24 protein-coding genes and 1 tRNA gene are annotated in these 25925 nt (G+C 64.7%); 13 read left to right on the top strand and 12 right to left on the bottom strand.

Annotation, left to right across the window (positions count from 1 at the left end):
• The first annotated feature begins 247 nt into the window (after nt 1-247).
• The 5 genes from AC1DDG_RS11190 (at nt 248) to AC1DDG_RS11170 (ending at nt 6541) form a co-directional block, all read left to right on the top strand.
• On the top strand, nt 248-1222 hold the full coding sequence (locus tag AC1DDG_RS11190; RefSeq protein WP_476876119.1) for an ABC transporter substrate-binding protein: 975 nt from the start codon (nt 248-250) through the stop codon (nt 1220-1222).
• Between the two features lie 94 nt (nt 1223-1316).
• On the top strand, nt 1317-2843 hold the full coding sequence (locus AC1DDG_RS11185; RefSeq protein ID WP_476876118.1) for a sugar ABC transporter ATP-binding protein: 1527 nt from the start codon (nt 1317-1319) through the stop codon (nt 2841-2843).
• Between the two features lie 8 nt (nt 2844-2851).
• Nucleotides 2852-3901, top strand: coding sequence for an ABC transporter permease (locus AC1DDG_RS11180; RefSeq protein ID WP_476876117.1), 1050 nt, complete (start codon nt 2852-2854; stop codon nt 3899-3901).
• On the top strand, nt 3901-4914 hold the full coding sequence (gene yjfF / locus AC1DDG_RS11175) for a galactofuranose ABC transporter, permease protein YjfF (protein ID WP_230119246.1): 1014 nt from the start codon (nt 3901-3903) through the stop codon (nt 4912-4914). Before AC1DDG_RS11180 ends, yjfF begins: the two co-directional genes overlap by 1 nt.
• A 169-nt stretch (nt 4915-5083) precedes the next feature.
• Complete coding sequence (locus tag AC1DDG_RS11170; RefSeq protein ID WP_476876116.1) at nt 5084-6541, top strand: family 43 glycosylhydrolase; 1458 nt, start codon at nt 5084-5086, stop codon at nt 6539-6541.
• A gap of 212 nt (nt 6542-6753) precedes the next feature.
• Here AC1DDG_RS11170 and AC1DDG_RS11165 read toward each other — a convergent pair whose 3' ends face one another.
• The 3 genes from AC1DDG_RS11165 to AC1DDG_RS11155 form a co-directional block, all read right to left on the bottom strand.
• Nucleotides 6754-7740, bottom strand: coding sequence for a LacI family DNA-binding transcriptional regulator (locus AC1DDG_RS11165; RefSeq protein ID WP_476876171.1), 987 nt, complete (start codon nt 7738-7740; stop codon nt 6754-6756).
• A gap of 136 nt (nt 7741-7876) precedes the next feature.
• A complete protein-coding gene (locus AC1DDG_RS11160) occupies nt 7877-8887 on the bottom strand; it encodes a LacI family DNA-binding transcriptional regulator (RefSeq protein WP_476876115.1) in 1011 nt (336 codons plus the stop codon).
• A gap of 142 nt (nt 8888-9029) precedes the next feature.
• A tRNA-Lys gene (locus AC1DDG_RS11155) sits at nt 9030-9102 on the bottom strand.
• A gap of 222 nt (nt 9103-9324) precedes the next feature.
• Between AC1DDG_RS11155 and AC1DDG_RS11150 the strand changes: the two genes are divergently transcribed.
• The 3 genes from AC1DDG_RS11150 (at nt 9325) to AC1DDG_RS11140 (ending at nt 11874) form a co-directional block, all read left to right on the top strand.
• Entirely contained in the window at nt 9325-9984 is a 660-nt protein-coding gene (locus AC1DDG_RS11150) for a hypothetical protein (protein WP_476876114.1), read from the top strand.
• 254 nt (nt 9985-10238) lie between these two features.
• Nucleotides 10239-10856, top strand: a complete 618-nt coding sequence (locus AC1DDG_RS11145; protein ID WP_476876113.1) for a DUF47 domain-containing protein — start codon at nt 10239-10241, stop codon at nt 10854-10856.
• A gap of 1 nt (nt 10857) precedes the next feature.
• Nucleotides 10858-11874 (top strand): inorganic phosphate transporter, encoded by a 1017-nt coding sequence (locus AC1DDG_RS11140; RefSeq protein ID WP_476876112.1) that lies wholly within the window; start codon nt 10858-10860, stop codon nt 11872-11874.
• 109 nt (nt 11875-11983) lie between these two features.
• Here the strand turns inward: AC1DDG_RS11140 and pstB are convergent, their stop codons facing one another.
• From pstB to AC1DDG_RS11115, 5 genes are all read right to left on the bottom strand, one after another.
• A complete protein-coding gene (gene pstB, locus AC1DDG_RS11135; protein ID WP_205655225.1) occupies nt 11984-12763 on the bottom strand; it encodes a phosphate ABC transporter ATP-binding protein PstB in 780 nt (259 codons plus the stop codon).
• Nucleotides 12764-12822: 59 nt separating this feature from the next.
• On the bottom strand, nt 12823-13932 hold the full coding sequence (pstA, locus tag AC1DDG_RS11130) for a phosphate ABC transporter permease PstA (RefSeq protein ID WP_476876111.1): 1110 nt from the start codon (nt 13930-13932) through the stop codon (nt 12823-12825).
• Complete coding sequence (gene pstC / locus AC1DDG_RS11125; protein WP_230119238.1) at nt 13933-14865, bottom strand: phosphate ABC transporter permease subunit PstC; 933 nt, start codon at nt 14863-14865, stop codon at nt 13933-13935. It abuts the gene before it with no gap.
• Nucleotides 14866-14986: 121 nt separating this feature from the next.
• Nucleotides 14987-16105, bottom strand: a complete 1119-nt coding sequence (gene pstS, locus AC1DDG_RS11120) for a phosphate ABC transporter substrate-binding protein PstS (protein WP_476876110.1) — start codon at nt 16103-16105, stop codon at nt 14987-14989.
• 306 nt (nt 16106-16411) lie between these two features.
• Nucleotides 16412-16651, bottom strand: coding sequence for a hypothetical protein (locus AC1DDG_RS11115; protein WP_476876109.1), 240 nt, complete (start codon nt 16649-16651; stop codon nt 16412-16414).
• Between the two features lie 113 nt (nt 16652-16764).
• Between AC1DDG_RS11115 and AC1DDG_RS11110 the strand changes: the two genes are divergently transcribed.
• Complete coding sequence (locus tag AC1DDG_RS11110; protein WP_476876108.1) at nt 16765-17316, top strand: flavin reductase family protein; 552 nt, start codon at nt 16765-16767, stop codon at nt 17314-17316.
• Here the strand turns inward: AC1DDG_RS11110 and AC1DDG_RS11105 are convergent.
• Entirely contained in the window at nt 17313-17780 is a 468-nt protein-coding gene (locus AC1DDG_RS11105) for a hypothetical protein (RefSeq protein ID WP_476876107.1), read from the bottom strand. The genes AC1DDG_RS11110 and AC1DDG_RS11105 overlap by 4 nt on opposite strands.
• 10 nt (nt 17781-17790) lie before the next feature.
• Nucleotides 17791-19707 (bottom strand): primary-amine oxidase, encoded by a 1917-nt coding sequence (locus tag AC1DDG_RS11100; protein ID WP_476876106.1) that lies wholly within the window; start codon nt 19705-19707, stop codon nt 17791-17793.
• Between the two features lie 122 nt (nt 19708-19829).
• Here AC1DDG_RS11100 and AC1DDG_RS11095 point away from each other — a divergent pair, with 122 nt between their 5' ends.
• Nucleotides 19830-20426, top strand: coding sequence for a TetR/AcrR family transcriptional regulator (locus AC1DDG_RS11095; RefSeq protein ID WP_230119232.1), 597 nt, complete (start codon nt 19830-19832; stop codon nt 20424-20426).
• A gap of 128 nt (nt 20427-20554) precedes the next feature.
• Nucleotides 20555-21514, top strand: a complete 960-nt coding sequence (locus AC1DDG_RS11090; RefSeq protein ID WP_476876105.1) for an AraC-like ligand-binding domain-containing protein — start codon at nt 20555-20557, stop codon at nt 21512-21514.
• 70 nt (nt 21515-21584) lie between these two features.
• Here the strand turns inward: AC1DDG_RS11090 and gdhA are convergent, their stop codons facing one another.
• On the bottom strand, nt 21585-22922 hold the full coding sequence (gdhA, locus tag AC1DDG_RS11085) for an NADP-specific glutamate dehydrogenase (RefSeq protein ID WP_476876104.1): 1338 nt from the start codon (nt 22920-22922) through the stop codon (nt 21585-21587).
• A 205-nt stretch (nt 22923-23127) separates the two neighbouring features.
• Between gdhA and AC1DDG_RS11080 the strand changes: the two genes are divergently transcribed.
• Nucleotides 23128-23802: an AmiS/UreI family transporter gene (locus tag AC1DDG_RS11080; RefSeq protein ID WP_476876103.1), complete on the top strand. Its 675-nt coding sequence runs from the start codon at nt 23128-23130 to the stop codon at nt 23800-23802.
• On the opposite strand, the gene AC1DDG_RS11075 is transcribed toward AC1DDG_RS11080, so the two are convergent.
• Nucleotides 23779-25254 carry an APC family permease gene (locus AC1DDG_RS11075; protein WP_476876102.1) on the bottom strand — a complete coding sequence of 492 codons (1476 nt, stop codon included), beginning with the start codon at nt 25252-25254 and terminating at the stop codon, nt 23779-23781. The two genes, AC1DDG_RS11080 and AC1DDG_RS11075, sit on opposite strands and share 24 nt — an antisense overlap.
• Before the next feature lie 318 nt (nt 25255-25572).
• On the opposite strand from AC1DDG_RS11075, the gene AC1DDG_RS11070 reads away from it, so the two are divergent.
• The coding region (locus AC1DDG_RS11070) for an aldehyde dehydrogenase family protein (protein ID WP_476876101.1) at nt 25573-25925 on the top strand (353 nt) is incomplete at its 3' end.

Genomic DNA, 25925 nt, shown 5'->3' with positions numbered 1-25925 from the left:
GAGGCTTGACAAGTATTGCTGTCGGATGAATCGCTCGCCGGACCCCTCCCGGGATTCAACCCCGTCCCCCGCTGGCCGCGCCGCCGGCCAAGGAGGCAGCCAAGTCATCGAATTGTGACCCGGACTACTTGACGGCATTCTTTGTTAGCGTTCACAATGAGTCGCAGAGCTCATCGGCTCACTTGCAGCAATGGCGGTGTTCGAGATTCTCCCGCCTGCATGTAACTAACGCTTCCGGGAGGATGTTGTGTTCAAGAAGTCCCTTATTGCGGTTGCCGCCGCATCGATGCTTACCCTGACCGCCTGCGGCGGAACCGGCAGTGCTGCCGGCAACGCGGGCAGTGACAAGGTCACCATGGGTTTTGCCCAGGTCGGTGCCGAAAGCGGCTGGCGTACGGCCAACACCAAGTCTGTTCAGGAGTCCGCCAAGACGGCCGGGATCGATCTGAAGTTCTCCGACGCGCAGCAGAAGCAGGAGAACCAGATCAAGGCGATCCGCTCCTACATTCAGCAGAAGGTCAGCGTCATCGCCTTCTCCCCCGTGGTGGAGTCGGGGTGGGATACCGTGCTGAAGGAAGCCAAGACCGCGAAAATCCCCGTAATTCTCACCGACCGCGCGGTGGATTCTTCAGATAAGTCCCTGTACAAGACGTTCATCGGTTCTGATTTCGTCGAAGAGGGCAAGAAGGCCGGAGACTGGCTCGTCAACGATTCCAAGTCCGCCTCCGGCACCGTGAACATCGTCGAAATCCAGGGCACCACCGGATCCGCGCCTGCCAATGACCGGAAGAAGGGTTTCGCCGATGCCATCCAGGCTGACCCGAAGCTCAAGATCATTGCCTCCCAGAGCGGGGACTTTACCCGCAGCGGCGGCAAGCAGGTCATGGAGGCCTTCCTGAAGAACAACCCGAAGATCGATGTTGTCTTTGCCCATAACGACGATGAGGGCCTGGGCGCCATCGAAGCCATCGAAGCAGCCGGCAAGGTCCCGGGCAAGGACATCAAGATCATCACCATTGACGCGGTGAAGGACGGCATGACGGCCCTGAGCAACGGCAAGATCAACTACATCGTCGAATGCAGCCCGATGCTCGGTGACCAGCTCATGGATCTGGCTAAGAAGGTTGTCGCCGGTGAGAGCGTTCCGGAGCGTGTCGTGACCAAGGAAACGACCTTCACCCAGGAGCAGGCGAAGCAGGTTCTCGCCAGCCGCCCTTACTAAGTCCGGGCACCCCTGAACGACCGTGCGGCGGCGGATCACCGCCGCCGCACGGCAGCCCGCCGCTCGGCAGAACTAGCACAGAAAAGATGCGAGGATGAACGAAATCGTTCCGGTCGTCGAGATGACCGACATAGCTATTGGATTTCCAGGAGTTAAGGCGCTCGACGGAGTCAACTTCCGCCTGTTCCAGGGTGAAGTACACGCCCTCATGGGAGAGAACGGTGCAGGCAAATCCACCCTGATCAAGGCCTTGACCGGCGTGTACACCATTGATTCCGGCACGATAACGGTGCTCGGCGCGCCCCAGCGGTTCTCGACTCCCGCCGAATCCCAGGCGGCCGGAATCAGCACCGTCTACCAGGAAGTCAATCTGTGCACCAACCTGACGGTTGAAGAAAACGTGCTGCTGGGACGGGAGCCGCGCCGCCGCGGCACCATCGACTGGAAGGGCGTCCGTTCCCGGACCAGGGAGGTCCTGGCGGAGCTGCATCTGGGCCATGTTGACCCCGGATCCCTGTTGTCCTCCCATTCGATAGCGGTCCAGCAGCTCATCGCCATTGCCAGGTCCGTCGAGATCAACGCCAAGGTCCTCATCCTGGATGAACCAACATCGAGCCTCGATGCCGATGAGGTCAACCAGCTTTTCCGTGTCATCCGGGACCTCCGTGACCGCGGAGTGGCCATCCTGTTCGTCTCCCACTTCCTCGAGCAGGTCTACGAGATCTCCGACCGCATGACCGTGCTCCGCAACGGCAAACTCGTGGGCGAGTACATGACCCGCGACCTCTCCCGGATGGAACTCATCTCCAGGATGATCGGCAAGGACATGGAAGCCCTCGCCGAACTGGACCACGCCCCGGCCCGCACGCGGGCCGGTTCAGCTGCCGGGCTGCCCCCCTTCCTTGAGACCAGCGGTCTGGGCCGGAAAGGATCGGTCTCCAACGTCGACCTATCCATCTACCCCGGTGAAGTCGTCGGGCTCGCGGGTCTGCTCGGAGCGGGCCGGACGGAGATTGCCCGGCTCATCTTCGGCGCCGACAGGGCCGATGAAGGCTCTCTCAAGATCAAGGGAGACAGCCAGAAACTGCGCTCCCCCCGCACCGCCATCGACAAGCGCATCGGGTTCTGCTCCGAGGACCGCAAAGAGGAAGGCCTCATCGGAGACCTGTCCGTGCGCGACAACCTGGTGCTCGCCATGCAGGCCAGCAAAGGCTGGTCCCGCCGCATCCCCCGCCGCGTCCAGGACGAACTGGTCGCCGAATACATCGCAACCCTGGACATCCGCCCCGCGAACCCCGATGCGCTGATCCGCAACCTCAGCGGCGGAAACCAGCAAAAAGTTCTCCTCGCACGCTGGCTGGTCACCTCCCCCGAACTGCTGATCCTCGATGAACCGACCAGGGGAATCGACATCGGCGCGAAAACCCAGATCCAGAAACTGGTCAACAAGCTCGCGGAGGAGGGGATGTCCATCCTTTTCATCTCCTCGGAACTGGAAGAAGTACTTCGCCTCAGTGACCGCATCGCGGTCATCAAGGACAGGGCGATGGTCGCCGAAATGAAGAATGACGACGTCTCCGTGGAAGACGTCATGACGGTCATCGCCGGAGGTGCCCAATGAAATCCCTTATGAAAAACCGCATTGCCTGGCCGGTCATTGCCCTCGCCCTGCTGCTGCTGCTGAACCAGATCTTCCGGCCGGACTTCCTGAGCCTGAGAATGCAGGACGGCCACCTCTACGGCAGCATCATCGACATCATGCGCAACGGCGCCCCCACCATCCTTATCGCCCTTGGCATGACCCTGGTCATCGCCACCCGGGGCATCGACCTCTCGGTCGGCGCCGTCGTGGCGATCGCCGGCGCAGCATCCTGTGCCTACATCGCAGCCTCCCCGGAACCGGCCTCTCCCGTCACGGCCGCCACGGCCGTTCTCATCGCAGTAATCGCCGGGCTCCTCCTGGGGGTCTGGAACGGCTTCTTGGTCTCCACCATCGGCGTGCAGCCCATCATCGCAACCTTGGTCCTCATGACCGCCGGACGTGGCATCGCCCAACTCATCACCGGAGGCCAGATCATCTCCGTCTCCAACGACTCCTACAAGTCCATCGGCGCCGGATACCTCCTCACCCTTCCGATCTCCATCCTGATCACCGCCGCCGTGTTTGTCCTCGCCGCCGTCCTCACCCGGCGCACGGCCCTAGGGACCCTCATCGAAGCCGTCGGCATCAACCCCGTCGCCAGCCGGCTCGCCGGAATCCGCGCACGGAACATCATCTGGATCGTCTATGTCTTCAGCGCCGTCTGCGCCGCAATCGCCGGCCTGATGATCAGCTCCAACGTCACCGCCGCCGACGCGAACAACGCCGGACTCTACATCGAAATGGACGCCATCCTCGCCGTGGTCATCGGCGGCACCTCACTCGCCGGCGGCCGGTACACGCTGGTGGGAACCGTCGTCGGAGCCTTCATCATCCAGACCCTCACCACCACCGTTTACACCCTCGGTATCCCGCCGGAAGTGACGCTGGTCTTCAAAGCCCTCGTCGTCATCACCGTATGCCTGCTGCAGGCGCCCAAGGCACGGAACCTGCTCAAGAACCTCAAAGCCGGCCCCAACCCCGGCTCAAAGAAACCCGGCCCGAAGGAACTCGGATCTAAGGAAAAGGTCGCCGTCTAATGTCACCCCTGTCCACCCTGACGCCACCGACCGTCAAAAAGCCCTCCCCCGCCCGCAGCCGCATCCGCGGAGGAGCCCGCTATGCGCCCACCCTTGCAACCCTCGGGCTCTTCATCGCCATGTTCGCCGTGGGCGCCGGGATGTACCCGAGCTTCCTCTCCGGTCAAGTGTTCCTAAACCTCTTCATCGACAACACCTTCCTGATCGTGCTCGCCGTCGGCATGACGTTCGTGATCCTGACCGGCGGCATCGACCTCTCCGTCGGAGCCGTCGTCGCACTGTCGATGATGGTCAGCGCCACCCTCCTGCAGCACGGCTGGAATCCGGCCGCCGTCATCATCCTGGTGCTTCTTATCGGCGGCGGGCTGGGCCTGCTGATGGGGCTGATCATCCAATACTTCGACATCCAGCCCTTCATCGTCACCTTGGCCGGCATGTTTCTCGCCCGTGGCCTCTGCTACGTCATCAGCCTCGACTCGATCCCGGTCACGGATGAATTCTTCACGAACATGGCCCAGGCCCAGATCCCTCTTCCGGGGGACCTCTTCGTCTCCCCCGGCGTTCTCCTCGCCCTCGCGATTGTGGCCATAGCCTTCTTCGTCCTGCACCACACCCGCTTCGGGCGGACCGTGTATGCGATCGGGGGCAACGAACACTCCGCGATGCTCATGGGACTGGCGGTCACAAGGACCAAAATCCTGGTCTACGCACTGAGCGGCCTCTGCTCCGCCATCGCCGGAATCCTGTTCTCCTTCTACAGCCTCTCCGGCTACAGCCTCGCAGCCCAGGGCATGGAACTCGATGCCATCGCCGCAGTGGTCATCGGCGGCACCCTGCTGACCGGCGGAACCGGCTACGTCCTGGGATCTGTGGTGGGCGTGCTCGTACTCGGAATTGTCCAGACCTTCATCGCCTACGACGGAACCCTCAGTTCCTGGTGGACCAAGATCGTCATCGGAGGCCTGCTCCTCGTTTTCATCCTGCTCCAGCGGCTATTCGCCAGAAGAGCCTAACTGCACCAGTCCACGCCATTTCCAGCCCTCCGTGGCTGTCCGGGTTTGTTCACACACCAATTCATCAGCTCCATAACCATTTCACCCCTTCGCTGCTGCGCCGCGCGGGCTGCCGATTAGTGCTGCCACGCGCACGCTGCGAAGAGGACCCAGGAAGGATGCCTTCAGCATGAATGTTCCCATCAACACGCAGTTTTCACGCCGCTCATTCCTCGGCACCGGGACTGCCACGGCTGCCGCTGTGCTGCTCGCCGGCGCCGGCGCCGGCGCTCTGGTGACTGCACCAGCCGCGGCTGCCGCCCCTGCCGGTTCAGCACCGGTCATCAACCCCATCGTTCCGCAACGGGCGGACCCGTGGCTCATGAAGCACACGGATGGCAAGTACTACTTCACCGGCTCTGTGCCCGAATACGACCGGATCGTCCTCCGCTCTTCATCCTCCATCTCAGGACTGGGCGGCTCCCCGGAAGCTGTGGTCTGGACACGGCCTGCCACCGGGACAATGGGAGGCTACATCTGGGCACCGGAGCTGCATCACTTTGACGGGAAATGGCACATTTACTTCGCCGCCGGCGACAGCGACGACGTTTTCCGGGTGCGGATCTACGTGATATCCACCGCCGCCGCGGACCCGACCACTGCGGTGTGGGAGCCGCCAGTCCGGGTGTACACGCACGCCGACACTTTCTCACTGGACGCCACCACATTCGAGCACGCCGGCACGCGGTACCTGATCTGGGCCCAGAGCGACACCGGCGTGAATTCGAGCCTCTTCATCGCTTCCATGTCGTCCCCGTCCACTCTCTCCAGCGCTCCGGTCCGCATCGCAGTGCCAACGCTGGCCTGGGAAACCAGGGGATACAAAGTGAACGAAGGGCCCGCCGTGATCAAACGGAACGGCCGCATCTTCGTCACCTTCTCCGCCAGTGCGACGGACGCCAACTACTGCATAGGCCTGCTGACGGCGAATGAAGACGCCGATCTGCTTAACGCGGCCTCCTGGACCAAGGCCCCGACGCCGGTTCTGGCTACGTCCGACGGGTCAAAGCAGTACGGGCCCGGCCATAACTCCTTCACGGTGGATGAAGCGGGCAATGACGTTCTCGTTTACCACGCCAGGTCCTACCGCGACCCGATCGGCAACCCGCTCTTTGACCCCAACAGGCATGCACGTGTTCAGCGACTGTACTGGAACGCAGATGGAACGCCCGATTTCGGCGTTCCCGTCGGGGACGGCGAACTGCCCGTCAGAATGGAACCCGCATCGGCCCGGGGCGCCTACCTGGTCCATGACGGAACAACCGTCACCGCCTCGTCGGCACCGACGCTGGGAGCGTCCCAGTTCCGGATTGCTCCCGGCTACGCCAAGAAAAGCTCCGTTGTCATCGAACCCGTCCTGGCCAAGGGGCGTTATCTTCGGATCCAGGGCTCAACGGTGGCGATCGCTTCCACCGCGGGGTCGTCGTCGGCGTTCATCCGGCGGGGTGGCCTTTCAGATCCGGCAGGAGCCTCATTCGAGTCGGTCGACCTGTCCGGTTCGTATCTGTTGCTCCGGCAAGGCGTCCTGACCGTAGCCAAAGTCGGCAAGAACGACAGGGCCGCCGCAACTTTCCTTCTGGACTCCTGACCTCACGGTAAGGGTACGAATCACTGGTGATGTGGTGGTTCCACCGCAGGGCCCGGCACGCTCCCCGCTGCCGGGCCCTGCGCTTGCCACCCGCCATTAACACAATGGAGGGACGGGCCTGGGTCAACGCAGATAGAGGGACGGGCCTGGCGCCGGGGAAGCAAAGGCGGGAATTGATCAGCTGGCTCGACGGCGCCGATCCAGCCGGACGCTCACGGTCCCGACGGCGGCGCAGTGGTGGAGCGAACCACAAGCCTTGGATTCACGACTGACGACGCACCGGAATGGCCGTTGGCCATATCGAAGAGAAGCATCTGCATGCAGCGGGCTCCGAGTTCCTTGAACCCCTGATTGACAGTGGTCAGGGGCGGGACCAAATAGGCGGCCTCAGGCTGGTCGTCGTAACCCACAACACTGATGTCCAGCGGTACGCGAAGGCCGGCCTCGCTAAAGGCACGCAGGGCGCCAAGCGCCATCTGGTCATTGGCCGCGAAAACGGCGGTGACGTTGCCGGCAGCCGCAAGTTCAAGCCCGGCCCGGTAACCGCTTTCGGCGCTCCAGTCGCCTCGGATCAGCACGGAGTCGGGCAGCCCTGCCTGGGCCAGAGTACGCCGCCAGCCGTCAATGCGGGCGGCTGCGTCGATCCAGTCCGGCGGCCCGCAAACATGCGCGATGGCTGTATGGCCAAGGTCCACCAGGTGCTGCACGGCGAGGCTGGCACCCATCCGCTGGTTCACCGCGGCGACGCTCAGCCGCTCGTCAACGCCGAAGCCCACAGCCACCAGCGGGACAGCCATGCTGATGGTGATCAGCGATTCAAACATTGTCTCGTGGGGCACGATGACGACGATGCCGTCCACTGACTGCATCATGAAATATTCGAGGGCGTCCTTGATCGCGGCCGGAGTGACTTCGTCAAGGCTGGCCATGCTGACGAAATAGCCCTTGTCCCGCGCTGCCTGCTGCACCCCCAGGAGCGTATTGGCCGGACCGTAATGGGACATGTCACTTCCCAGAACGCCGATGGTCTGGGACCGTCTCGTGACCAGGCTGCGCGCTGCCGTGTTGCGGCGATAGCCTAACTCCGCGATGGCCTTTTCGACCCGTTCGCGGGTTACCGTGCTGACGTTCGGATGGGCGTTGAGGACGCGCGAGACAGTCTGGTGTGAAACGCCGGCCAGCTTGGCCACGTCCTCCATCACGGGGGGACGCCTAATCTCTGAACCCAGTGACATTCCAACCCCCGACGTTAGCGCTAACAATCAGCTTACCAGCCCGGGTGTATTTAGGCTGCCGGAAATTTCTGCCGGGGCAGATCAGACGGGAGTGCGGCGATCAGGCGCGGGCAGAGGTACTGCGCCGCACCACCAACTCGGGCTCCACCACCGTGGCGCTTACGCCGTCGCCGTCCCCGATAGCGGTCAGCATCAGATCCATGCAGCGCCGGCCGAGCTCCTCGAAGTCCTGGCGGACCGTGGTGAGCGGCGGCGTGAAGTAGCCCGCCTCGGGCTGGTCATCGAAGCCGACCACGGAGACGTCGTCGGGCACGCGGACTCCGGCCTCATTGAAGGCGCGCAGCAGGCCAAGCGCCATCTGGTCGTTCCCCACGAAAATCGCGGTGGCGGTGCGTTCCGCGGCGAGCTTCCTGCCGATCTCGTAGCCGCTGCCGGCGCTCCAGTCACCAGTCATCAGGAGATCGTCCTCAAGGCCCGCGGTACGCAGGGCGGCGCTCCAAGCCTCGGCCCTCGCTACACCGTCGATCCAGTCCTGCGGTCCGGCGACGTGCCCGATCCGCCGGTGGCCCAGGTCAATCAGATGCCCGACGGCGAGTTCGGCCCCCCGCGTCTGGTCCACCATGGCGCCGCTCACGGCCTCGTTTCCCAGCGACCCGACCGCCACTACCGGTACACCGAGCTTCAGTTCCGCGAGGGCGAGCAGGGTTTCGGAGTGGGGCACGCTCACCACGATGCCGTCGACGGACTGGTCCATGAAGTGCCTGACGGCGTCGAAAATGGATTCACGGCTGACGGACTTCAGCGCCGCGATACTGACGAAATAGCCGGCGTTCCGGGCCGCCTGTTCAACCCCCAGCAGCGTATTGGCGGGACCGTACTGGGAGAGCTCGCTGGCCAGGACGCCGATGGTCTGGGAGCGTCGGGTGACCAGACTCCGCGCCGCCGTGTTGCGCCGGTAACCCAGTTCGGCAACGGCCGCTTCGACCCGCTCGCGCGTGGCCTTGCTGACGTTGGGGTGGTTGTTGATCACGCGGGACACTGTCTGGTGCGAGACCCCGGCGAGTTCCGCCACATCCTCAAGCCGCGGCAGCCGCGCGTTGCTTTTCGTCATGGGCTTATTCTGCGCGACTCGGCGGCACAAGCACGAATAGGCACCCGCCGAAGGCACAAAGAAGGCACAAAGAGGGCAAACAAAAAGTCCCCGGTTTCCTGTTGCCAGGGAACCGGGGACTTTCCACTCTTCGCTAAAAGAGTGGGCCCTGTGGGGCTCGAACCCACGACCCACGGATTAAAAGTCCGATGCTCTACCAACTGAGCTAAAGGCCCAAACTGACCGTTGAAGCGCGTGCCAACGGCACACAAGACGCGTGTCAGTTCCAGTCCATTTCTGGACGTTTAATACTGTACCGCAGTCCGCGGCGCCTTACTGACGGGCCTGCCGCCGCCGCCGTCGTTTTCAATTCTGTCCCGCCTGCGGCCGCGACGCTGCCCCCCGGGGGCCAAAACCCCGCGCTCGATTACCGTCCGGCACAGGAGTAGCGTGGGACCATGAGCGAGAAAGCAGGAACCAGCGGTCCGGGCGGGGCGGAACGGCACCACAAACCGAAGCCTTTTGCGCCCATTGATTTTGAGCCTTTCGCGGGCGGTGCGGATCCGGCACGGGTCTCCGAAGCGGCCCACCTGGCCGCCCAGGCGCTAGTGCGCCACGGCCGCGACAGCGACGATCCCGTCATCACCAGCCGCCTCGTGAAGCTGGCCGACGAGCAGGGCCTCGAAGCCATCGCCGAGATGTGGGCCGAAAGCCCTGCCCGCTCGCTGCCGGGCGCCCTGTGGCGGCTGTACGCCCTGCGCGCGGCGACGGTCCAGGACCCCGAACGCATCTCGGTCTACTTCAAGGCAGGCAAGGACACGGCCCAGGTCGCCAACGTCGTGGCGGGAGCCGCTGAGCCGCCAGGGGCCGACGAAATGAAGACCATGGCTGATGCCATCTTGTCCGGAGCATTCGACGGCGACTTCGATGTCGCGCTGGAGCGTTCGGCCGCCTTCTGCCGGGTTGTTGCGCTGGGACAGGCCACCCTGGCCGACGGTGCGGACCACAGCAACGAGAGCCACGCACGCAAGCTGACGCGGAATTCGCACCTGCTGGTGAAGACCGCCGAGGATCTTGAACATGCAGCCAATGCGTGGCGGCTGGGCGAGCTGGACTGACCCATAGGACCGGATCTGTCAATGTTGACTTGGTCCCGCCAAAGTAGAACACTGAAACTGGTGCCGAGCCGCGAAACCCCCGGGCTTCAACATTTAGCCGCCTAGAGCGGCCTACCGCCGAGAGGCGTATCCGGTTCGGCACCATTTTCATGCCCGGATGCAGCTGCCGGTAAAGTACTGACTAGCTGCGGGCCGGCGTCAAGTCATACGGGCCGCGGTTCCCCGCCCTGACGATCCTCCGGAGACCGGTACTCATGAAGCTGCGCCTTTTTCCCCAGGAGCCCGCGGGGCTGAACCTCCTTTCGCAGCTGGCCCGGCAGATTGTTTTCGCGAGTGCCACCATGGCGGAAATCCTGGGTGCGCCGGCCACCGAGCATGACCGGCTCGTGGACGACATGCACAACCACGAGGCCAAGTCCGCCGAACTGCACTTCGCGCTGCTGACCCACATGCGGACCAGTTTTGTAAACCCGCTCCCACGCGAGGACATGTACGGGCTGTCCCTGTGCCTCAATGAGGCCATGGAGAGGCTGGACGCCGCCGCTGAACTGGTGGCGCTGTACAAGCTGGACCGGCTTCCGAAGCGCGCGGCGGACCAGCTGGAGATCATCAGCCGCCAGGCCGAGCTCACAGCGGACGCCATGCGCCGGCTGAATGACCTGGACGAACTTGAGGACTACTGGATCGAGATCGTGCGGCTGGCCAAACGTGCCGAGCGGACGCACCGGGTCTGGGTGGCGGACATGCTCAAGGACATGAAGCCCGCGCAGTACGCCCGGAACAGGGACATCGCCAACCAGTTGGTGGATGTCACCAAGGACATGCGGCGCATCGCCACCCAGGTGGGCAGCATCATCGTCAAGGAATCATGAGGTGACGGCGTTCATCTTCGGGCTTGTGGTGGTTCTTGCCGCGGCTTTCGCCTTCATTAACGGCTTCAGGGACGTCTCCAACTCCGTGGCCGTGGCGGTCCGGACCCGTGCTTTGACGCCAACTGTCGCGGTGCTGCTGGCGGCCGTCTTCAACTTCGTGGGCGCCTTGCTGAGTGCCGGCCTGGCGGTGGCCATCAGCCAAAACTGGGTAACTCTGCCGCAGGGCGACAGCGGTCTCACCGTCCTCGTGGCAGGGCTGGCCAGCGCCTGCATCTGGGGCCTGCTCCTTTGGTGGCGGGGTGTGCCCTCGTCCTCCACCCATGCGCTGGTTGGCGGGTTGGCCGGCGCCGGAACTGCGAGTGTACTGGTGGGTGGAAACTCCGTAGGCGGCGTGGATCAGTCTCTCCTGTTTCAGGTGGTGCTCCCGCTGGCCCTCTCCCCGGTAATCGCGTTCATTGGCGCCTACCTGCTGGTCTTCCCTGTCACGTGGGCAGCCCGGTATGCGCAGCCGAGCGTCGTCAATCAGCGTTTCCGCGCTGCCCAGTCAATAGCTGCGGGCGCCGTCGCGTTCGGCCACGGACTCCAGGACGGTCAGCGTGTCAGCGCCGTCCTCCTCCTGGCCATCCTGGCGGCGGGGTACGGCGACGGCGGTTCGGTCCCGTTCTGGGTAGTGATGCTCTCGGCGGTCATGATCGCCGTCGGCACGCTGTTCGGGGGCTGGCGGATCTGCCACACGGTGGGATACAAGCTCATTCGGATTGATCCGCTCCGCGGGGTGGTTGCGCAGGGCTTCAGCGCCATCCTGCTCTTCATCGGAGCTATCGGGCTCCACTGGCCCATCTCCACCACCCACACCGTCACGTCAGGGGTGCTCGGTGCTGGGGAAAACCAGCACGTGTCCGGAACGCACCGGAGGCTAGTGGTGCACATCCTCTCGCTGTGGGTCCTGACCCCCGCTGCCACGGCAGCCGGAGCATTCGTGCTGGCGCTTGCGCTCTCTCCGCTCACCGGGGCTTAACCGCGCATCGGCTGCTCCGTAACTGTTCACTTGGCCAGTTACGGAACAACCGATGGGTGTTTAGCGGGCGGCGTGGCCGCCGCGAAGTCGCTTAGCTGCGCGAAGGGGTTTATCCGAAGCGGCCGGAGACGTAGTCTTCCGTGGCCTTGTTGCTGGGGTTGTTGAAGATGGTGCTCGTCTCGGCGAACTCGATGAGCTTGCCCGGCTTGCCGGTACCGGCAATGTTGAAGAACGCCGTCCGGTCGGACACGCGCGCTGCCTGCTGCATGTTGTGGGTCACGATCACCACGGTGTACTGGTCCTTCAGCTCGTTGATGAGGTCCTCAACGGCCAGGGTGGAAATCGGATCCAGGGCGGAGCACGGCTCATCCATAAGGATCACCTGCGGTTCCACGGCGATGGCACGGGCGATGCACAGGCGCTGCTGCTGGCCGCCGGACAGGCCCGAGCCGGGCTTTTCCAGCCGGTCCTTGACTTCGTTCCACAGGTTGGCGCCCTGGAGCGAGCGTTCCACGAGGGCATCAGCCTCGCCCTTGGAGATCTTCTGGTTGTTCAGCTTCACGCCGGCCAGCACGTTGTCCCGGATGGACATGGTGGGGAACGGGTTGGGCCGCTGGAAGACCATGCCGATCTGGGAGCGCACCGTGACGGGGTCCACGCCCGGGCCGTACAGGTTGTCGCCGTCGAGCAGGACTTCGCCCTCGACGCGGGCACCCGGAAGGACCTCGTGCATGCGGTTGAGGGTCCGCAGGAAGGTGGACTTGCCGCAGCCGGAGGGGCCGATGAACGCCGTAACGGACTTGGCTTCGATGTTGATGCTGACGTCCTCGACGGCCAGGAAGTTGCCGTAGTAGACGTTCAGGTCTTTGACGTCGATGCGCTTGGACATGATGTTCCTTAACTTGCTGGTATGGATTGAAGTCTAGGTCCCGGCGGGAAACGGCCCGCCTAGCGGCCGGTCTTCGGGGCGAAGACCCTGGCAATCAGGCGTGCGCCGAGGTTCAGGAGCATCACCAGGATGATGAGAACCAGGGCGGCGCCCCAGGCCCGCTGCGAGGAGGGGTCCGGGTTGGACGGCGAGGTGGGGTTCAGGATCTGCGTATAGATGAACGTGGGCAGGGAGGCCATCCAGCCGCCGAACACGTTGTTGTTGATGCTGGTAGCGAATCCTGCAGTCACGAGGATGGGGGCGGTCTCGCCGATCACGCGGGCGATCGCCAGGGTGACGCCGGACGCGATGCCGGAAATCGCCGTCGGGATGACCACCTTGAGGATGGTCCGCCATTTGCGGACGCCGAGGGCGTAGGCGGCTTCGCGGAGCTCGTTGGGGACGATCTTGAGCATTTCCTCGCTGGAGCGGACCACCACGGGGATCATCAGCACGGAAAGCGCGACGGCGGCGACGGCACCGGTTTTGGTGCCGGGGCCTACCACGGCGAAGAAGAAGGCGGCGGCAAAGAGCCCTGCCACGATGGACGGGATGCCGGTCATGACGTCCACGAAGAAGGTGATGGCGCGGGCCACGGAACGGTCGTTGCCGTACTCCACGAGGTAGATGGCGGTGAGGAGGCCCACGGGCACGGAAATGACCGTGGCCAGCAGGGTGATCTGCACCGTGCCGAGCAGCGCGTGGTAGATGCCGCCAAGGACGGGTGCGCCGCCCTCCGCGGCCTTGTTGTCATAGACACCGGTGACGCCGTTCATCGACGTGCCGAGGAATCCGGGGGTGATGATGCCCGGGATGCCGTTGACCAGGACGGTCCAGATGACGGAGATGAGCGGGAGCAGCGCGATCAGGAAGGAGCCCACCACGAGGCATGTGGCGAGTTTGTCCTTGGCCTTGCGGGAGCCTTCCACGGCAGCGCTCCAGCCCACCAGGCCAGCGGCGAAGAGGATGGCGGAGACGATGCCCCAGCCGAAGGCGTTGAAGCCGATCAGCGCGAGGATGGCCGCCCCGAGGACCAGCGCTGCGGCCAGGACGGCGTACGGGGCGAATTTTGGCAACTGGCCCTTGGTGAGAGCGGACCGCTTGCGGGCCGGGGTCAGGGTGGAGGTCATTTAGTTTGCTCCCGAGAATTCTTTGTGCCGGGTGATGATCCAGCGGGCAACCATGTTCACGCCCAGGGTGATCACAAACAGGACCAGCCCGGCGGCGATCAGGGTGGCGACTTTCAGGCCTCCCGCTTCGGGGAAGTTCAGCGCGATCTCGGCGGCGATGGTCTGGTTGCCGGACTGGATCAGGCTGGCGGTGAGAGCACCGGAGGAGAGCACCAGCGCAACGGCCATGGTCTCGCCGAGAGCGCGTCCGAGGCCCAGCATGACCGCGCTGATGATGCCGGGGCGGGCGAAGGGCAGGACTGCCATCTTGATCATTTCCCAGCGCGTGGCGCCCAAAGCAAGGGCGGCCTCTTCGTGCAGTTTGGGGGTTTGCAGGAAGATCTCGCGGGTCAGCGACGTGATGATGGGCAGCACCATGACGGACAGCACGATTCCCGCCGTCAGGATGGTCTTGCCCGTGGAGGAAGCCGGTCCGTGGAAGATGGGCAGCCAGCCGAGGTTTTTCGCGAGCCAGTCGTAGGCAGGCGCGATTTCCTTGGCCAGGAAGGCGGCACCCCATGCGCCGTAGATGACCGACGGAATGGCAGCCAGGAGGTCCACCACATAGCCAAGGCCCGAGGCCAGTCTGCGCGGGGCATAGTGCGAGATAAAGAGCGCGACGCCGATGGCCACGGGGGTGGCGATGACCAGGGCGATGATGGCGGCGATCAGGGTGCCCACGACGATCGGCCAGATATAGGCAAAGAATCCCTGGCCGCCCTGGATGTCCTCCGCAGGGGCAGTGAATGCCGGGATGGCCTGGATGACGAGGAACAGCGCAACGCCAAACAGCACGGCGAGGATCAGGCACCCTGCTGCCAAGGCGGCCCCTGAGAAGACTTTATCCCCGGCACGTCCTGCGCCCTGGGGGTTGGTCAGGGAGGTGGTGGTCATACCTGGCCCTTCGGTGTTGATGTTGCGGGAGTGCGGAACTTTTCGAAGCTGCGGATTACACGGCTAAGTTCCCCGCCCTGCCTTGCGGCGGGGCGGGGAACTCGGCCGTTTGGGTCAAACCTTACGACTTGACCTTGATGGACTCGACCGACTTGACGGCCTTTTCGGCCAGGGTGGAGGACAGCGGAGCCGACTTGGCGGACTCGGCAGCGGCCTTCTGGCCCTCTTCGGAGAGTACGTACTTCTCGAAGGCCTTGACCAGATCGACGGTTTCCTGCTTGGCGTAGGTGCTGCAGAGAATGTGGTACGAAACCAGGACTACCGGGTAGGCGCCGGATTCCGTGGTGGTGCGGTCCAGCTTGATGGCACCGTCGTTGGCCCCGCGGCCCTCGACAGCCTTGCCGAGGTCCACAGCCTTGGAGGCGGCGTCCGGGGAGATCTTGACGAACTCGGAGCCGACCTTGATCTCGGCGGTGCCCAGCTTGCCGCCGACGGCGGAATCATCGGCGTAGGTGACAGCGCCGGGGGTGTCGGTGACGGTCTTGACGACGCCGGAGGTGCCCTTGGCGTTCTCGCCCTTCAGCGAAGCGGGCCACACGCCGTCAGCCTTGTCTTTCCAGACGTCGGGAGCCGCAGCGGAGAGGTACTCGGTGAAGTTCTTGGTGGTGCCGGAGTCATCAGAGCGGCTGACCGGGGTGACCTTGAGGTCCGGAAGCTTGGCGTCCGGGTTCATGGCGGCGATTGCGGGGTCATTCCACTTGGCGATCTCGCCGCGGAAGATCTTGGCCGCGGTGGAGGCATCCAGCTTCAGGTCCGTAACATCCGGCACGTTGAAGGCGATGGCGATCGGCGAGATGTAGACAGGGACCTCGATGGCGCCGTCCGGGCCGCACTGGTCCTTGGCCTTGGTGAGTTCCTCGTCCTTCAGGTAGGCATCGGAACCGGCGAACTGCGCCGAGCCGTCAATGATGGCCTTGCGGCCTGCGCCGGAACCGTCCGGGGAGTACTGCACGGTGGCGCCCTGGTTTGCGGTGGCGAAGTTGGTCTTCCAGACGTCCATGGCCGCGCCCTGCGCGGAGGAGCCGATGCCGGTCAGGGTGCCGGTGACCTTGGTGCCGGCAGCGGACTGCGTGCCTGCCGGGGAATTCGTGGCGTTGTCTGAACCGCAGGCTGTGAGCGCGAGTGCGCCAGCGGCGATGACAGCGATTGCCGCGTGGCGGCCGAAGCGGAGTGCCTTCACTTGGGTGTACCCCTTCCAGGGTTTCTGATGCGATCCGAACCGGAGACGTTCGGATTGGGAGCTGCGTACGTTGTGTACCTTCATTGAAGTTAGGGGTCCCAGGTAACGAGTATTGGGGTCCAAGGTGAACGGAGGATTAACGACGGCGGCATATTGGCTTACACATGCAGGGTCCCCATTGCGCTGGACGCGCCTCAGTCGTAGTGGGTCGGGCGTCGCATGGCGCCACGGCTAAATTTGGGAAGGGGTTTTGTGATGCAGGGCAGGTACAGCAGTGGCGTGCCGGCCCGGCGCGTGGGCCCAGGCTCAGTGTTCCGGCTTGTCGCGGGCATCCTTCTGGTGCTGCTGGAGCTTCTCTTCTGAATCCCGGCGCCGCTGGCCCACGGTGCGCGTCTGGTGCGTGGACGGTGCGCTGTGATCGTCATGGCGTTCGGCGGGTGCCTTCTTTTCCTCGCCGTCAGGACCGGCCTGATCAGTGCCTGGCCGTTCAGTGCTGGGCTGATCCGCAGCGGTGTTTTCCGGACTGGGTTCCGTGTTTTCGCTCATAGTTGCATGGTCCCACTGTGCTCGTGACGGTGAAAGGTGCAGCCCTGGTGGTCAGCACCCTTCCCTGCACAGAACGGGTGCGGGCGTGGCCGCCGCGTGGCACGATGTGCGTTATGGAGACCCCCGGAGACCTGGACGCCCATCGCCTGGCCGGCGGGCCGCCGTCGGACGCGGACATTGATCTGTACCGCAGGCTCAGCGCCGACATCGCGGCCGGCGTGGCCGTCGTTTCCACGTCCCTGCGGAACCGCGACTACGCAGCCACGGTGAGCGCCTTCCTCTCCGTCTCCTACGATCCGCCGACCCTGCTGGTCAGCCTCTATGCGGAGTCCCGGATCGGCGAGGCGGTGGCGGAGGCGGGAACGTGGGCACTGAGCCTGCTGTCCGGCAAGCATCAGGGCGCCGCGAACTGGCTGGCCAGTCCCGGGATTCCGCTGCAGGGGATGCTTGCCCAGGTTCCCTACCGCCGGGGACCCGCCACTGGATCGGCGATCCTCGACGGAGCGCTCGCCTACTTCGAACTGCGGACTGTTGCGACCCATCCGACCGCCACGCACCTGCTCGTTGTGGGCGAGGTCCTGGCCATGGGCAGTGATGCTTCAGCGGCCGAGGCCGTGGATCCGCTCATACATTTCGGCTCCCAGTACCACCGCCTGGCACCCTAAACGCATGCGACCTGACCACGGCGCAGCCGGGCGACGAGGGTGGCGGCGAGCAGCGCCGTCGTAATCTCCAGGGCTATGACACCCAGCGAAGCCGAGGCGGCTGCGGCAGTTCCCGCAAAGGCCTCGGTTCCGGCGATGGCGGCGGCTCCGACGGCCGCCACCGTTCCGTGGCTGTGGCTGGCCGGTCCGGCGGCGAGCAGCAGGACAGCGTGGAGGAGCGCCATCGCCAGGGCGGAGGCCATGACGCGGTGGAGTGTGCCGACGCGGACGTGTCGCCAGATGTGCACCGAACACGGCAGGCATACGGCAACCATGGCCAGCATCGAGAGGTTCAGCCACAGCGCATGGTGGTTGCCGGCGACCAGCCACAGGTGGAGGAGGCAGGAGCCGGCCGTCACGGCGGCGCACATCCGCGAATGGAGCCTGGGCCCGGCTGCCCGGAACCATGCCTGAATCGGTGTCATGAGCTAGCTGCTAACCATGGCAGTGGCCGCCGGCTGCCTGGGCTGAAGCGGGAACGTCCAGGACCGGGCTGCGGTCGAAGAAGCCCTCCGGCCGCAGCTTGAACCCCACCGTATCCACGGGCATGATCGGCCAGTCTTCGGGCCGCGGGAAATGGGTAAGTCCGAAGGTGTGCCAGACAACAATGTCCTGGCCGTCGATGTCCCGGTCCTGGGCAATGTAGGCGGGCAGGCCCGCTCCTCCGGCATGCTGGTTCACGAAGTCGCCGGTGGGGTACCGCTCGTCTTCCGCGAAGCGGGTCACCCACAGGTCCTTCGTGGCAAATGCCGCACGCTTGGCGATGGAGGAATCGCGATCAGCCAGGAGGGTCGGCTGAGCCTCGGTGTGGAGCTTGTAGCCCACGGGCTCCCCCAGGCGGTTCCTTGAGCCCGGGTTGGAAATGACCCAGGTCCGGCCGCTGCGGGCGTCAGCTTCACGGGCGGCTTCGGACTCCCGGGCCAGCAGGGTCCGCCTCCGCGAGAAGGCGTTGCCCCGCTCGTTGCCCTCCCCGATGGCCTGGCGGACTACATCCTCTTCTTCCACCCTGTTGGTGAACCCGTCAATTGCCATGTCCAGCCGGGCGCTGAAAAGGTGCTGGTGGAAGGGGGCGCCCAGGCCCGGCGCCAGCTGCGAGATATTGTCCGAGCCGCCCTCCGGGTACGCGCTCGTGAAAACGACGCCGGTGGCCTTGGCCTCGAACTCGATGGTGCCGTCGAGGTAGAGGTACCAGTAGAAGCCGTAATCGTAGTTGCCGATGGTGGTGAAGAAGGAAATGACCAGTCGGCGGTTCCGGCGGGTGTAGTTGATGCCTGACCAAAGGTCGCTGTGCTTGGCCAGGATGCCCCAGTCCTCCTCGTGCATGCAGATGCCGTTGCGGATTTCGCGCGGGTTGCCGAACGCGTCGCTGATCACGGGGCTGAGGTAGGTGATGTCGCCGAGGCAGTCACAGCCCAGTTCCAGCGAATTGGCGTACTGGCCCACCAGGTATTCACCGGTGTCGAAGTAGTTCTGCCAGGACCGGATGGGCGACGGGTCGCCGTAGGGAACCACCATCTCGGCAATGGATGCGCGGTTGATGATGGGCCGCTTGCGGTCGCCATCCTGGAACGCAATGTTGTGCAGCACCACGCCCTCGCGGACATCGAAGCCGACATCGACGCTCCATTTTTCCCACTCAACATGGTTTCCGCCCGCGACGGTAAAGCTGGGTCCCTCCGGCTGCGTGATGCTGATGGGTTTCTGGGACGTGCGAAGCGGTCCGGTGAGCTCCGGGTCGGTGAAGTTGCCGTGCTCGGCCGGAACGGGGACAACTCCGGTGTCCAGCACCTGCGTCACGGTTTTGCTGACGACGTCCACGTAGGCAACCAGTCCGTCAACGGGGTGCGCCCAGCCGCTGTCCTCCGGAAACTCCTGCACGAAAGCCAGGCCGCGGAGGATGCGGCGTCCTTTTTCATCGGGGTACTCGAAGACGCCTGCGGAGAGCGGCGCGACGCGGACCTTGGTGACGTCAAGGCCCCTGGCCGCAAGCGCGGCCAGCCAGCGCTCGTCGGCTGCCAGCAGCTCCTCAACGACTTCAAACTCCTCTTCCAGGACGGGCAGTTCGCCCGTGGCGGCGGTGTCGAGTTCGACGACGGCGGTCACCGTGCCGTTCGTGGCGGAGACCGTGACGTCCAGGGGCCGTCCGCCGGACACATCATGAATGAAGACGCGGAAGCGCCGGTCCTGGGTGTCCGGGGCCGCGCCCCGGGCCGGATCCAGCAGGCCCAGGTACGCTATGCGCTTCTCCGGGCCAAGAAGTCCCCCGGCGCGGAGGATGCCCTGGACGTCGGTGATTTCAGTGTTCGTTGCCAGGCGGTACTGGGTGACTGTGTCAGCTGGTGCGAGTGTCATGAGCGACCTTTGTCCGGGACCGTGGTTCGGTCGGGATTTTTATTTTCTATAGTTGTAGAGAATAACCGTCCGTAAGATGGCTCACAATAGCCAGACGCCAAATATTTCCGGAGAGCGGCAGCGTGCCAAAGATTGTTGACCATGATGAACGGCGCCTGGAGCTGGTGGATGCGACCTGGCGGATCATCGCCCGGCTGGGCATTGAAGGCGCCACCATGAGGGAGATCGCACTCGAGGCCGGGTTCGCGAACGGCGCCCTGAAACCGTACTTCCCCACCAAGGACACCCTGCTGACGTTCGCCTTCGGCCACGTCTTCAACCGGACCAATGAACGCATCGGGGAAGTGACTGCAGGCAAGACCGGCATCCCGGCGCTGCGGGCCTTCTGCGTTGAGGTGCTGCCACTGGACTCCGAACGCGTCAGTGAAGCGCGGATTGTCATTCCCTTTTGGCAAAAAGCCATCAATGATCCGGAAAAGGCCGCCATCCACCGGGAGTCCATGGAGCAGTGGCACGCGGCGATTCTGGAGTACCTGGCGCAGGCGCGGGAGTACGGAACCGTCAGTGCCGCCGTCGACGACGCGGCGGTGGCCGGCCACCTCCTGAACATGCTGCTGGGCGCGCAGATCGCCGCCGCCCTGGCCCCCGAAGGGCAGGTAGATCCGGGGTTGAGCGAACAGCTGGAGGCGTTCCTGACTCTCCTGGAGGCGAAGAACTGATCTTTTTTCGACATGCGTCGAAAAAAGATGACACGGCGGAATTTCGGCGCTAACCTGAAATGACTGTGTTCCAGGACACAGTCTGGGGGACCGAAATTCAGGTGGCCGTCCGTCGTCAGGAACATCCAATGTCTGCAACAACAGTCCGCCCGGCGGGCCAGGACCTCACCTCCAGCGTGGCCGCGTCGTTTGACCACTGGCGACACCTCGTGGCGCAGTCCTTCGTGCCGCTGACCGCGGAGACGGACCGCCCTGACTCCTTCCGCGGCCGCATGCGGTCCAGGGTTCTGGACCGCATGTGCATCGTGGAGGTGTCGTCCACGTCCCACAGCGTCCACCGCACACCGGCCCTCCTGGCGCAGTCGGACCAGCGCTATTTCAAGCTCAACCTCCAGCTGGAGGGGACCGGCCTCCTCATCCAGGACAACCGCGAGGCCGTGCTGCGCCCCGGGGACCTGGCCATCTACGACACCAACCGCCCCTACACCCTCGCGTTCGAAGAGCAGGCCCGGATGATGGTGGTCATGTTCCCGCACGACTCGCTGTCCCTGCCGCCGGACTACGTGGGGCAGCTTTCCGCGGTCCGCCTGGCCGCCGGGCACGGGCTGACCAGTATTGTGGGACCGTTCATCGCGCAGCTCGCCGGCAATCTCGAGGCGCTCAGCGGCCCCAGCGGTTCCCGGCTGGCCGCCAATACCCTTGACCTCGTGTCAACGATGCTCCATTCCGAACTGGACCTGGCCCCGGACAGCATGAAGCCCCAGATGGTGCTGGCGACATCGGTCCGCGAATACATCGACACGAACCTCGCGGATCCGCAGCTGTCACCGGCCAGCATTGCGGCGGCCCATTTCATTTCGACGCGCCACCTGCACAACGTCTTCCACGAGTCGGGCACAACAGTTGCCAGCTGGATCCGGAGCCGGCGGCTGGAACGGGTTCGCCGCGACCTCAGGGACCCGCTGCATTCCGGAACCTCAGTGGGCGCAGTGGCAGCGCGCTGGGGATTCCTGGACGCGGCGCATTTCAGCCGCACCTTCCGGGACGCCTTCGGCGAATCCCCTAGCGACTGGCGGCGCGGCGCCTGACCCACCGAACTCCCGCCCCGGCGGACGGGGTTCAGCGATCGGGTCCCGCATACGGGACCCTGTCCAGACCCTAGATCAGTCCCTGGGCCAGCATGGCATCAGCTACTTTGACGAAGCCTGCAATGTTGGCGCCCAGCACGTAATTGCCGGGTTGTCCGTACTCGTCCGCAGTCGCGGCGCAGCGGTGGTGAATGCCCACCATGATGTCCGTGAGGCGCTGTTCCGTATGGTCGAAGGACCACGAGTCACGGCTCGCGTTCTGCTGCATCTCCAGCGCCGACGTGGCCACACCGCCCGCGTTGGCGGCCTTGCCGGGGCCGAACAGCACGCCAGCATCCTGGAACACCGCCACGGCTTCACGGGTCGAGGGCATGTTGGCACCCTCGCCGACGGCGAGCAGCCCGTTGCGGACCAGCCTCGCGGCAGCATCGCCGTCGAGCTCGTTCTGCGTGGCGCACGGCAGTGCGACTGTGGCGTCGACGTCCCACACCGAGCCGGCCTCCACGTAGGAAACGCCGGAACGGCGCAGCACGTAGTCCTTGAGGCGTCCGCGTTCCACTTCCTTGACCTGCCGGAGCAGGCCGACGTCTATTCCCGCCTCATCCACGATGTAGCCGGAGGAATCCGAGCAGGCCACCACTGCGGCGCCCAGTGTCTGCGCTTTGGCGATCGCGTTGATCGCCACGTTGCCGGAGCCGGATACCACCACGCGCTGCCCGTCGAAGGACGTTCCGCGGGTCTTGAGCATCTCCTCAGTGAAGATCACCGTGCCGAAACCGGTGGCTTCGGGCCTGACCAGCGAGCCTCCCCAGGAGATGCCCTTTCCGGTCAGGACGCCTGATTCATAGCGGTTGGTGATCCGCTTGTACTGACCGAAGAGATAACCGATTTCGCGGCCGCCGACGCCGATATCGCCGGCCGGCACGTCAGTGTACTCGCCGATGTGGCGGTACAGCTCGGTCATGAACGACTGGCAGAAGCGCATCACTTCGGCATCACTGCGGCCGCGGGGGTCGAAATCGGAGCCGCCCTTGCCGCCGCCGATGGGCATGCCGGTGAGGGCGTTCTTGAAGATCTGCTCGAAGCCGAGGAACTTCACGATGCCGAGATAGACGGACGGGTGGAAGCGCAGACCGCCCTTGTAGGGGCCAAGCGCCGAGTTGAACTCCACGCGGAAACCGCGGTTTATCTGTACGCGGCCGGAATCGTCGGTCCACGGCACGCGGAAGATGATCTGCCGCTCGGGCTCGCAGAGCCGTTCCAGGATGGCGGCTTCGAGGAACTCGGGGTGCCGGTCATGGACGGGGCCAAGGCTTTCAAACACCTCGGTCACCGCCTGGTGGAACTCGGCTTCGCCCGGGTTCCTGGCCAGGACGGTATCCCTGATGGCCTCGAGCCGTGCATCCATGGTGATTCCTTACGTCGAACCGGGCGCGGGAAGTCTCCGGCATACGCCGGACCGGCATCCTTTTATTGAAACTTCAACATATCCAATTGTGACTGCACGGGCCGCGCATGGCCAATCGGCCTTCGACTAGCCTCCGTATTGTGACATTTAATTTCCATGAAACGAAAACAATGGCCTCGGGTTCGGGCTCGGCGGGGGACTTCTGATGGCCCATATTTGCCTGCTTCTCTCCGGGGCCGCGCTCCTGCTCAACGGGCTCGCGGCGCTGAAGCTGCTCCCCCGCAGGGACGCCGCGGTGATCAGCCTGGTCATCGGCAGCATCCAGCTGGTCCTGGGCATCACGTACCTGGGGATTACGGGCGGCGGCGGTGGTGACGCCGGCGGAACGCCCCTGCTGCTCGGCGCGGCCGGAATGTTCCTCTTCGGCCTGACGTACGTCTATGTGGGGCTGGATTTCCTGCTGGGGCTCGGGTCCAAGGGACTTGGCTGGTTCTGCGGGATGGTGGGCGCGTGCGGCCTCCTGCTCGCCGCCGCCTGGTCCGGGGAGGATCCACTCCTGGCCGTTCTCTGGCTCTGCTGGACCTACCTGTGGATGCTGTTCTTTCTTCAGCTGGTGTTGGGCTTCACACGCCTGACGCCGCTGGTCGGCTGGTCCCTGATCCTCACCAGCCAGGCGTCAGCCACGGTTCCGGCGTTCATGGGCATCACAGGGCACTGGCCCACCGACCCCGAGGCGGTGATGGGGGCTGCGGCCTTCATCGTGACGCTTTTGCTGCTGGCAGGTGGCCTCGCCTGGCGCGGGCGCCAAACATCCGCCCGCGCCGCTGCCGTCGCCCCGGCCGCCCCCGACAGCCCGTTACCCGGCGGGCTGAGGCTCTAGGATCCGGACCCGCTTCTCCACTCGGACTTCCACCAGCACTCCGGCCAGGAAAATCACGGGAACGGCCACCAGCAACCCCACGGCTGTTTCGGCGCTTCCGCCGATGAGGGACGTGAAGTTGCTGACCACCAGGTAGAGCACCCAGGCCAGGAGGAGGGACGCGATCCCGGGGGCGAGCAGTGTCTGCCAGTGCTGTCCGGTCACCCGTTCGCGGCGGAAATAGGCGACGACGGCGAGTGAGCACAGCATGTACAGCACCAGCAGCGCTGCCACGGCAAGGCCGCTGAACCACGAGAAAAGGGTCAGGACCGGGTCCATTCCCAGCAGCGCGAACGGCGCGACGAGCAGGGCGGCAACCGCGGTCTGAATCCAGGCTGCGGTGGCCGGGGCGCGGTGCCTGTTGGTCCGGGCCACGACGGCGGGCATCGAGCCGCGGAGCGCCAGCGAGTGAAGGTACCGGTTGATGCCGTTGTGGAACGCAATAATGCCGGCCAACAGGGATGTCACCAGCAGGACTCCGGCGGTCACCCCGGCCCATGGCCCGAACATCTCCACGATCGGGCCGATCACGAACGATGTGGCGTCGCCTGACTCCAATGCGGCGCCTGCGGCTTCGGCGACGCGTGACGGACCGTAGAAACTGACCAGCATCCAGGTGATGAAGGAGAAGAAGACGGCGATGATGCCTACGGAGAGATAAGTGGCCCGGGCAACGGTCCGGTGCGGGTCCTTCGCCTCGGCGGAGTAGATGGCCGTGGATTCGAAGCCGAACATGGAGGCCACCGCGAACATAATGGCGACTCCCGGAGCCCCGCTGGCGATGGCTTCCGGTGCGAACGAGGCGCCGATGTTCAGCCCCTCGGGACCGCCGCCGTGGAACAGGACAGAGAATCCGAACATCAACAGGATGGCCACCTCCAGGCCCACCAGGACCGCAAGCACGCGGGCACCCAGCTCGATGTTCTTCGATCCCAGGACCTGGACGCCTGCCATGGTGACCAGAGCGAGCAGCCACCATGGAAGCGTCACCCCGGCCGATGCCAGCAGGCCCGAGAACGCGGCACCGTACAGCCCGTACATTGCCGCCTGCACCGTGCTGTAGGCCAGCAGGGCAAGCCACGCCGCCCCGGCACCCACCTTGCGTCCGAACGCTGCCGTGACGTAGGCGTAAAAGGCGCCGTTGGTCTGCACCTTCCGGCTCATGGCCACAAAGCCGACGGCGAAGATCACAATGACAATGCCGACGACGAGGTACGCGCCGGGGGCGCCGGCACCGTTGCCGAGCGCTGCAGCCAGGGGTGCTGCTCCGACGATTCCGGTCAGTGGGGCCTGCGCGGACAGGACAAAGAACAGAATGCCCAGGACTCCGATGCTGCCTGCGCGCAGTGCAGTGGAGTGTTCCTGGCGGGAACCGGGTTCCGCGGTCCGGGATTCGGGATTCGAAATACTCATTGGATCCTTCTTAACGGTCATGAGTGCTGGGATTGTGCTGGGGGAATGTGCTGCAAAACTTGGGATGGGTGCCGGGGCCTGGCATGGGCTGCACCGTGAAATCCAGCATGGCAGTCGCCTCCGGCTGCGGCTTGTCTTGCAGCGATCAGTTCTTGTTCCTGAGCGCAATCACACCCATATGATCCCGTTCCGTTCGCTCCCGCACAACAGCCCTTCGCGGATAGACAAGACCCGCGGCGTGCGGCGGAGCACGCTTGAAGCAGCGCTGACAGGCCACACCGGCCTGCGGTCCCTGACCTACTCGAAGTGGAGTACCCCATGGAAACCTACGACGCCCTGCTGGCCTCGATCACCCCGGACGCCGGCGAAACCCGGACCATCCTTGACCCCGCCACCGGGACCGCCGTCGGCGAAGCACCCGTGCACACCATCCAGGACCTGGAGCAGGCTATTGCCGCCGCGGCGGCCGCCCAGCCGGCGTGGGCGGCCCTGGGCCACGACGCCCGGAGCGCCGCGCTCCTGAAGGCAGCCGACGCCGTCGAACGCTCCGCCGAGGAACTCGCCCGCCTGCTCTCCCGCGAGCAGGGCAAGCCGCTCAACGGCCCCAACGCCCGCTTCGAAGTCGGCGCCTGCGCCGCCTGGCTGCGCGCCGCCGCCGGAACGCCGCTGGA

The sequence above is a fragment of the Arthrobacter sp. 10L430 genome, from assembly GCF_056395245.1.
The sequence above is the reverse complement of the archived record's forward strand: the minus strand, read 5'-3'. Positions and strand labels throughout refer to the sequence as shown.

Excerpts from the sequence above, each read along its gene's own strand:
- AC1DDG_RS11185 (WP_476876118.1), top strand. The coding sequence starts at position 1,317 with ATGAACGAAATCGTTCCGGTCGTCGAGATGACCGACATAGCTATTGGA.
- AC1DDG_RS11180 (WP_476876117.1), top strand. The coding sequence starts at position 2,852 with ATGAAAAACCGCATTGCCTGGCCGGTCATTGCCCTCGCCCTGCTGCTG.
- yjfF (WP_230119246.1), top strand. The coding sequence starts at position 3,901 with ATGTCACCCCTGTCCACCCTGACGCCACCGACCGTCAAAAAGCCCTCC.
- AC1DDG_RS11170 (WP_476876116.1), top strand. The coding sequence starts at position 5,084 with ATGAATGTTCCCATCAACACGCAGTTTTCACGCCGCTCATTCCTCGGC.
- AC1DDG_RS11165 (WP_476876171.1), bottom strand. The coding sequence starts at position 7,740 with ATGGAGGACGTGGCCAAGCTGGCCGGCGTTTCACACCAGACTGTCTCG.
- AC1DDG_RS11160 (WP_476876115.1), bottom strand. The coding sequence starts at position 8,887 with ATGACGAAAAGCAACGCGCGGCTGCCGCGGCTTGAGGATGTGGCGGAA.
- AC1DDG_RS11150 (WP_476876114.1), top strand. The coding sequence starts at position 9,325 with ATGAGCGAGAAAGCAGGAACCAGCGGTCCGGGCGGGGCGGAACGGCAC.
- AC1DDG_RS11145 (WP_476876113.1), top strand. The coding sequence starts at position 10,239 with ATGAAGCTGCGCCTTTTTCCCCAGGAGCCCGCGGGGCTGAACCTCCTT.
- pstB (WP_205655225.1), bottom strand. The coding sequence starts at position 12,763 with ATGTCCAAGCGCATCGACGTCAAAGACCTGAACGTCTACTACGGCAAC.
- pstA (WP_476876111.1), bottom strand. The coding sequence starts at position 13,932 with ATGACCTCCACCCTGACCCCGGCCCGCAAGCGGTCCGCTCTCACCAAG.
- pstC (WP_230119238.1), bottom strand. The coding sequence starts at position 14,865 with ATGACCACCACCTCCCTGACCAACCCCCAGGGCGCAGGACGTGCCGGG.
- AC1DDG_RS11115 (WP_476876109.1), bottom strand. The coding sequence starts at position 16,651 with ATGAGCGAAAACACGGAACCCAGTCCGGAAAACACCGCTGCGGATCAG.
- AC1DDG_RS11110 (WP_476876108.1), top strand. The coding sequence starts at position 16,765 with ATGGAGACCCCCGGAGACCTGGACGCCCATCGCCTGGCCGGCGGGCCG.
- AC1DDG_RS11105 (WP_476876107.1), bottom strand. The coding sequence starts at position 17,780 with ATGACACCGATTCAGGCATGGTTCCGGGCAGCCGGGCCCAGGCTCCAT.
- AC1DDG_RS11100 (WP_476876106.1), bottom strand. The coding sequence starts at position 19,707 with ATGACACTCGCACCAGCTGACACAGTCACCCAGTACCGCCTGGCAACG.
- AC1DDG_RS11090 (WP_476876105.1), top strand. The coding sequence starts at position 20,555 with ATGTCTGCAACAACAGTCCGCCCGGCGGGCCAGGACCTCACCTCCAGC.
- gdhA (WP_476876104.1), bottom strand. The coding sequence starts at position 22,922 with ATGGATGCACGGCTCGAGGCCATCAGGGATACCGTCCTGGCCAGGAAC.
- AC1DDG_RS11080 (WP_476876103.1), top strand. The coding sequence starts at position 23,128 with ATGGCCCATATTTGCCTGCTTCTCTCCGGGGCCGCGCTCCTGCTCAAC.
- AC1DDG_RS11075 (WP_476876102.1), bottom strand. The coding sequence starts at position 25,254 with ATGAGTATTTCGAATCCCGAATCCCGGACCGCGGAACCCGGTTCCCGC.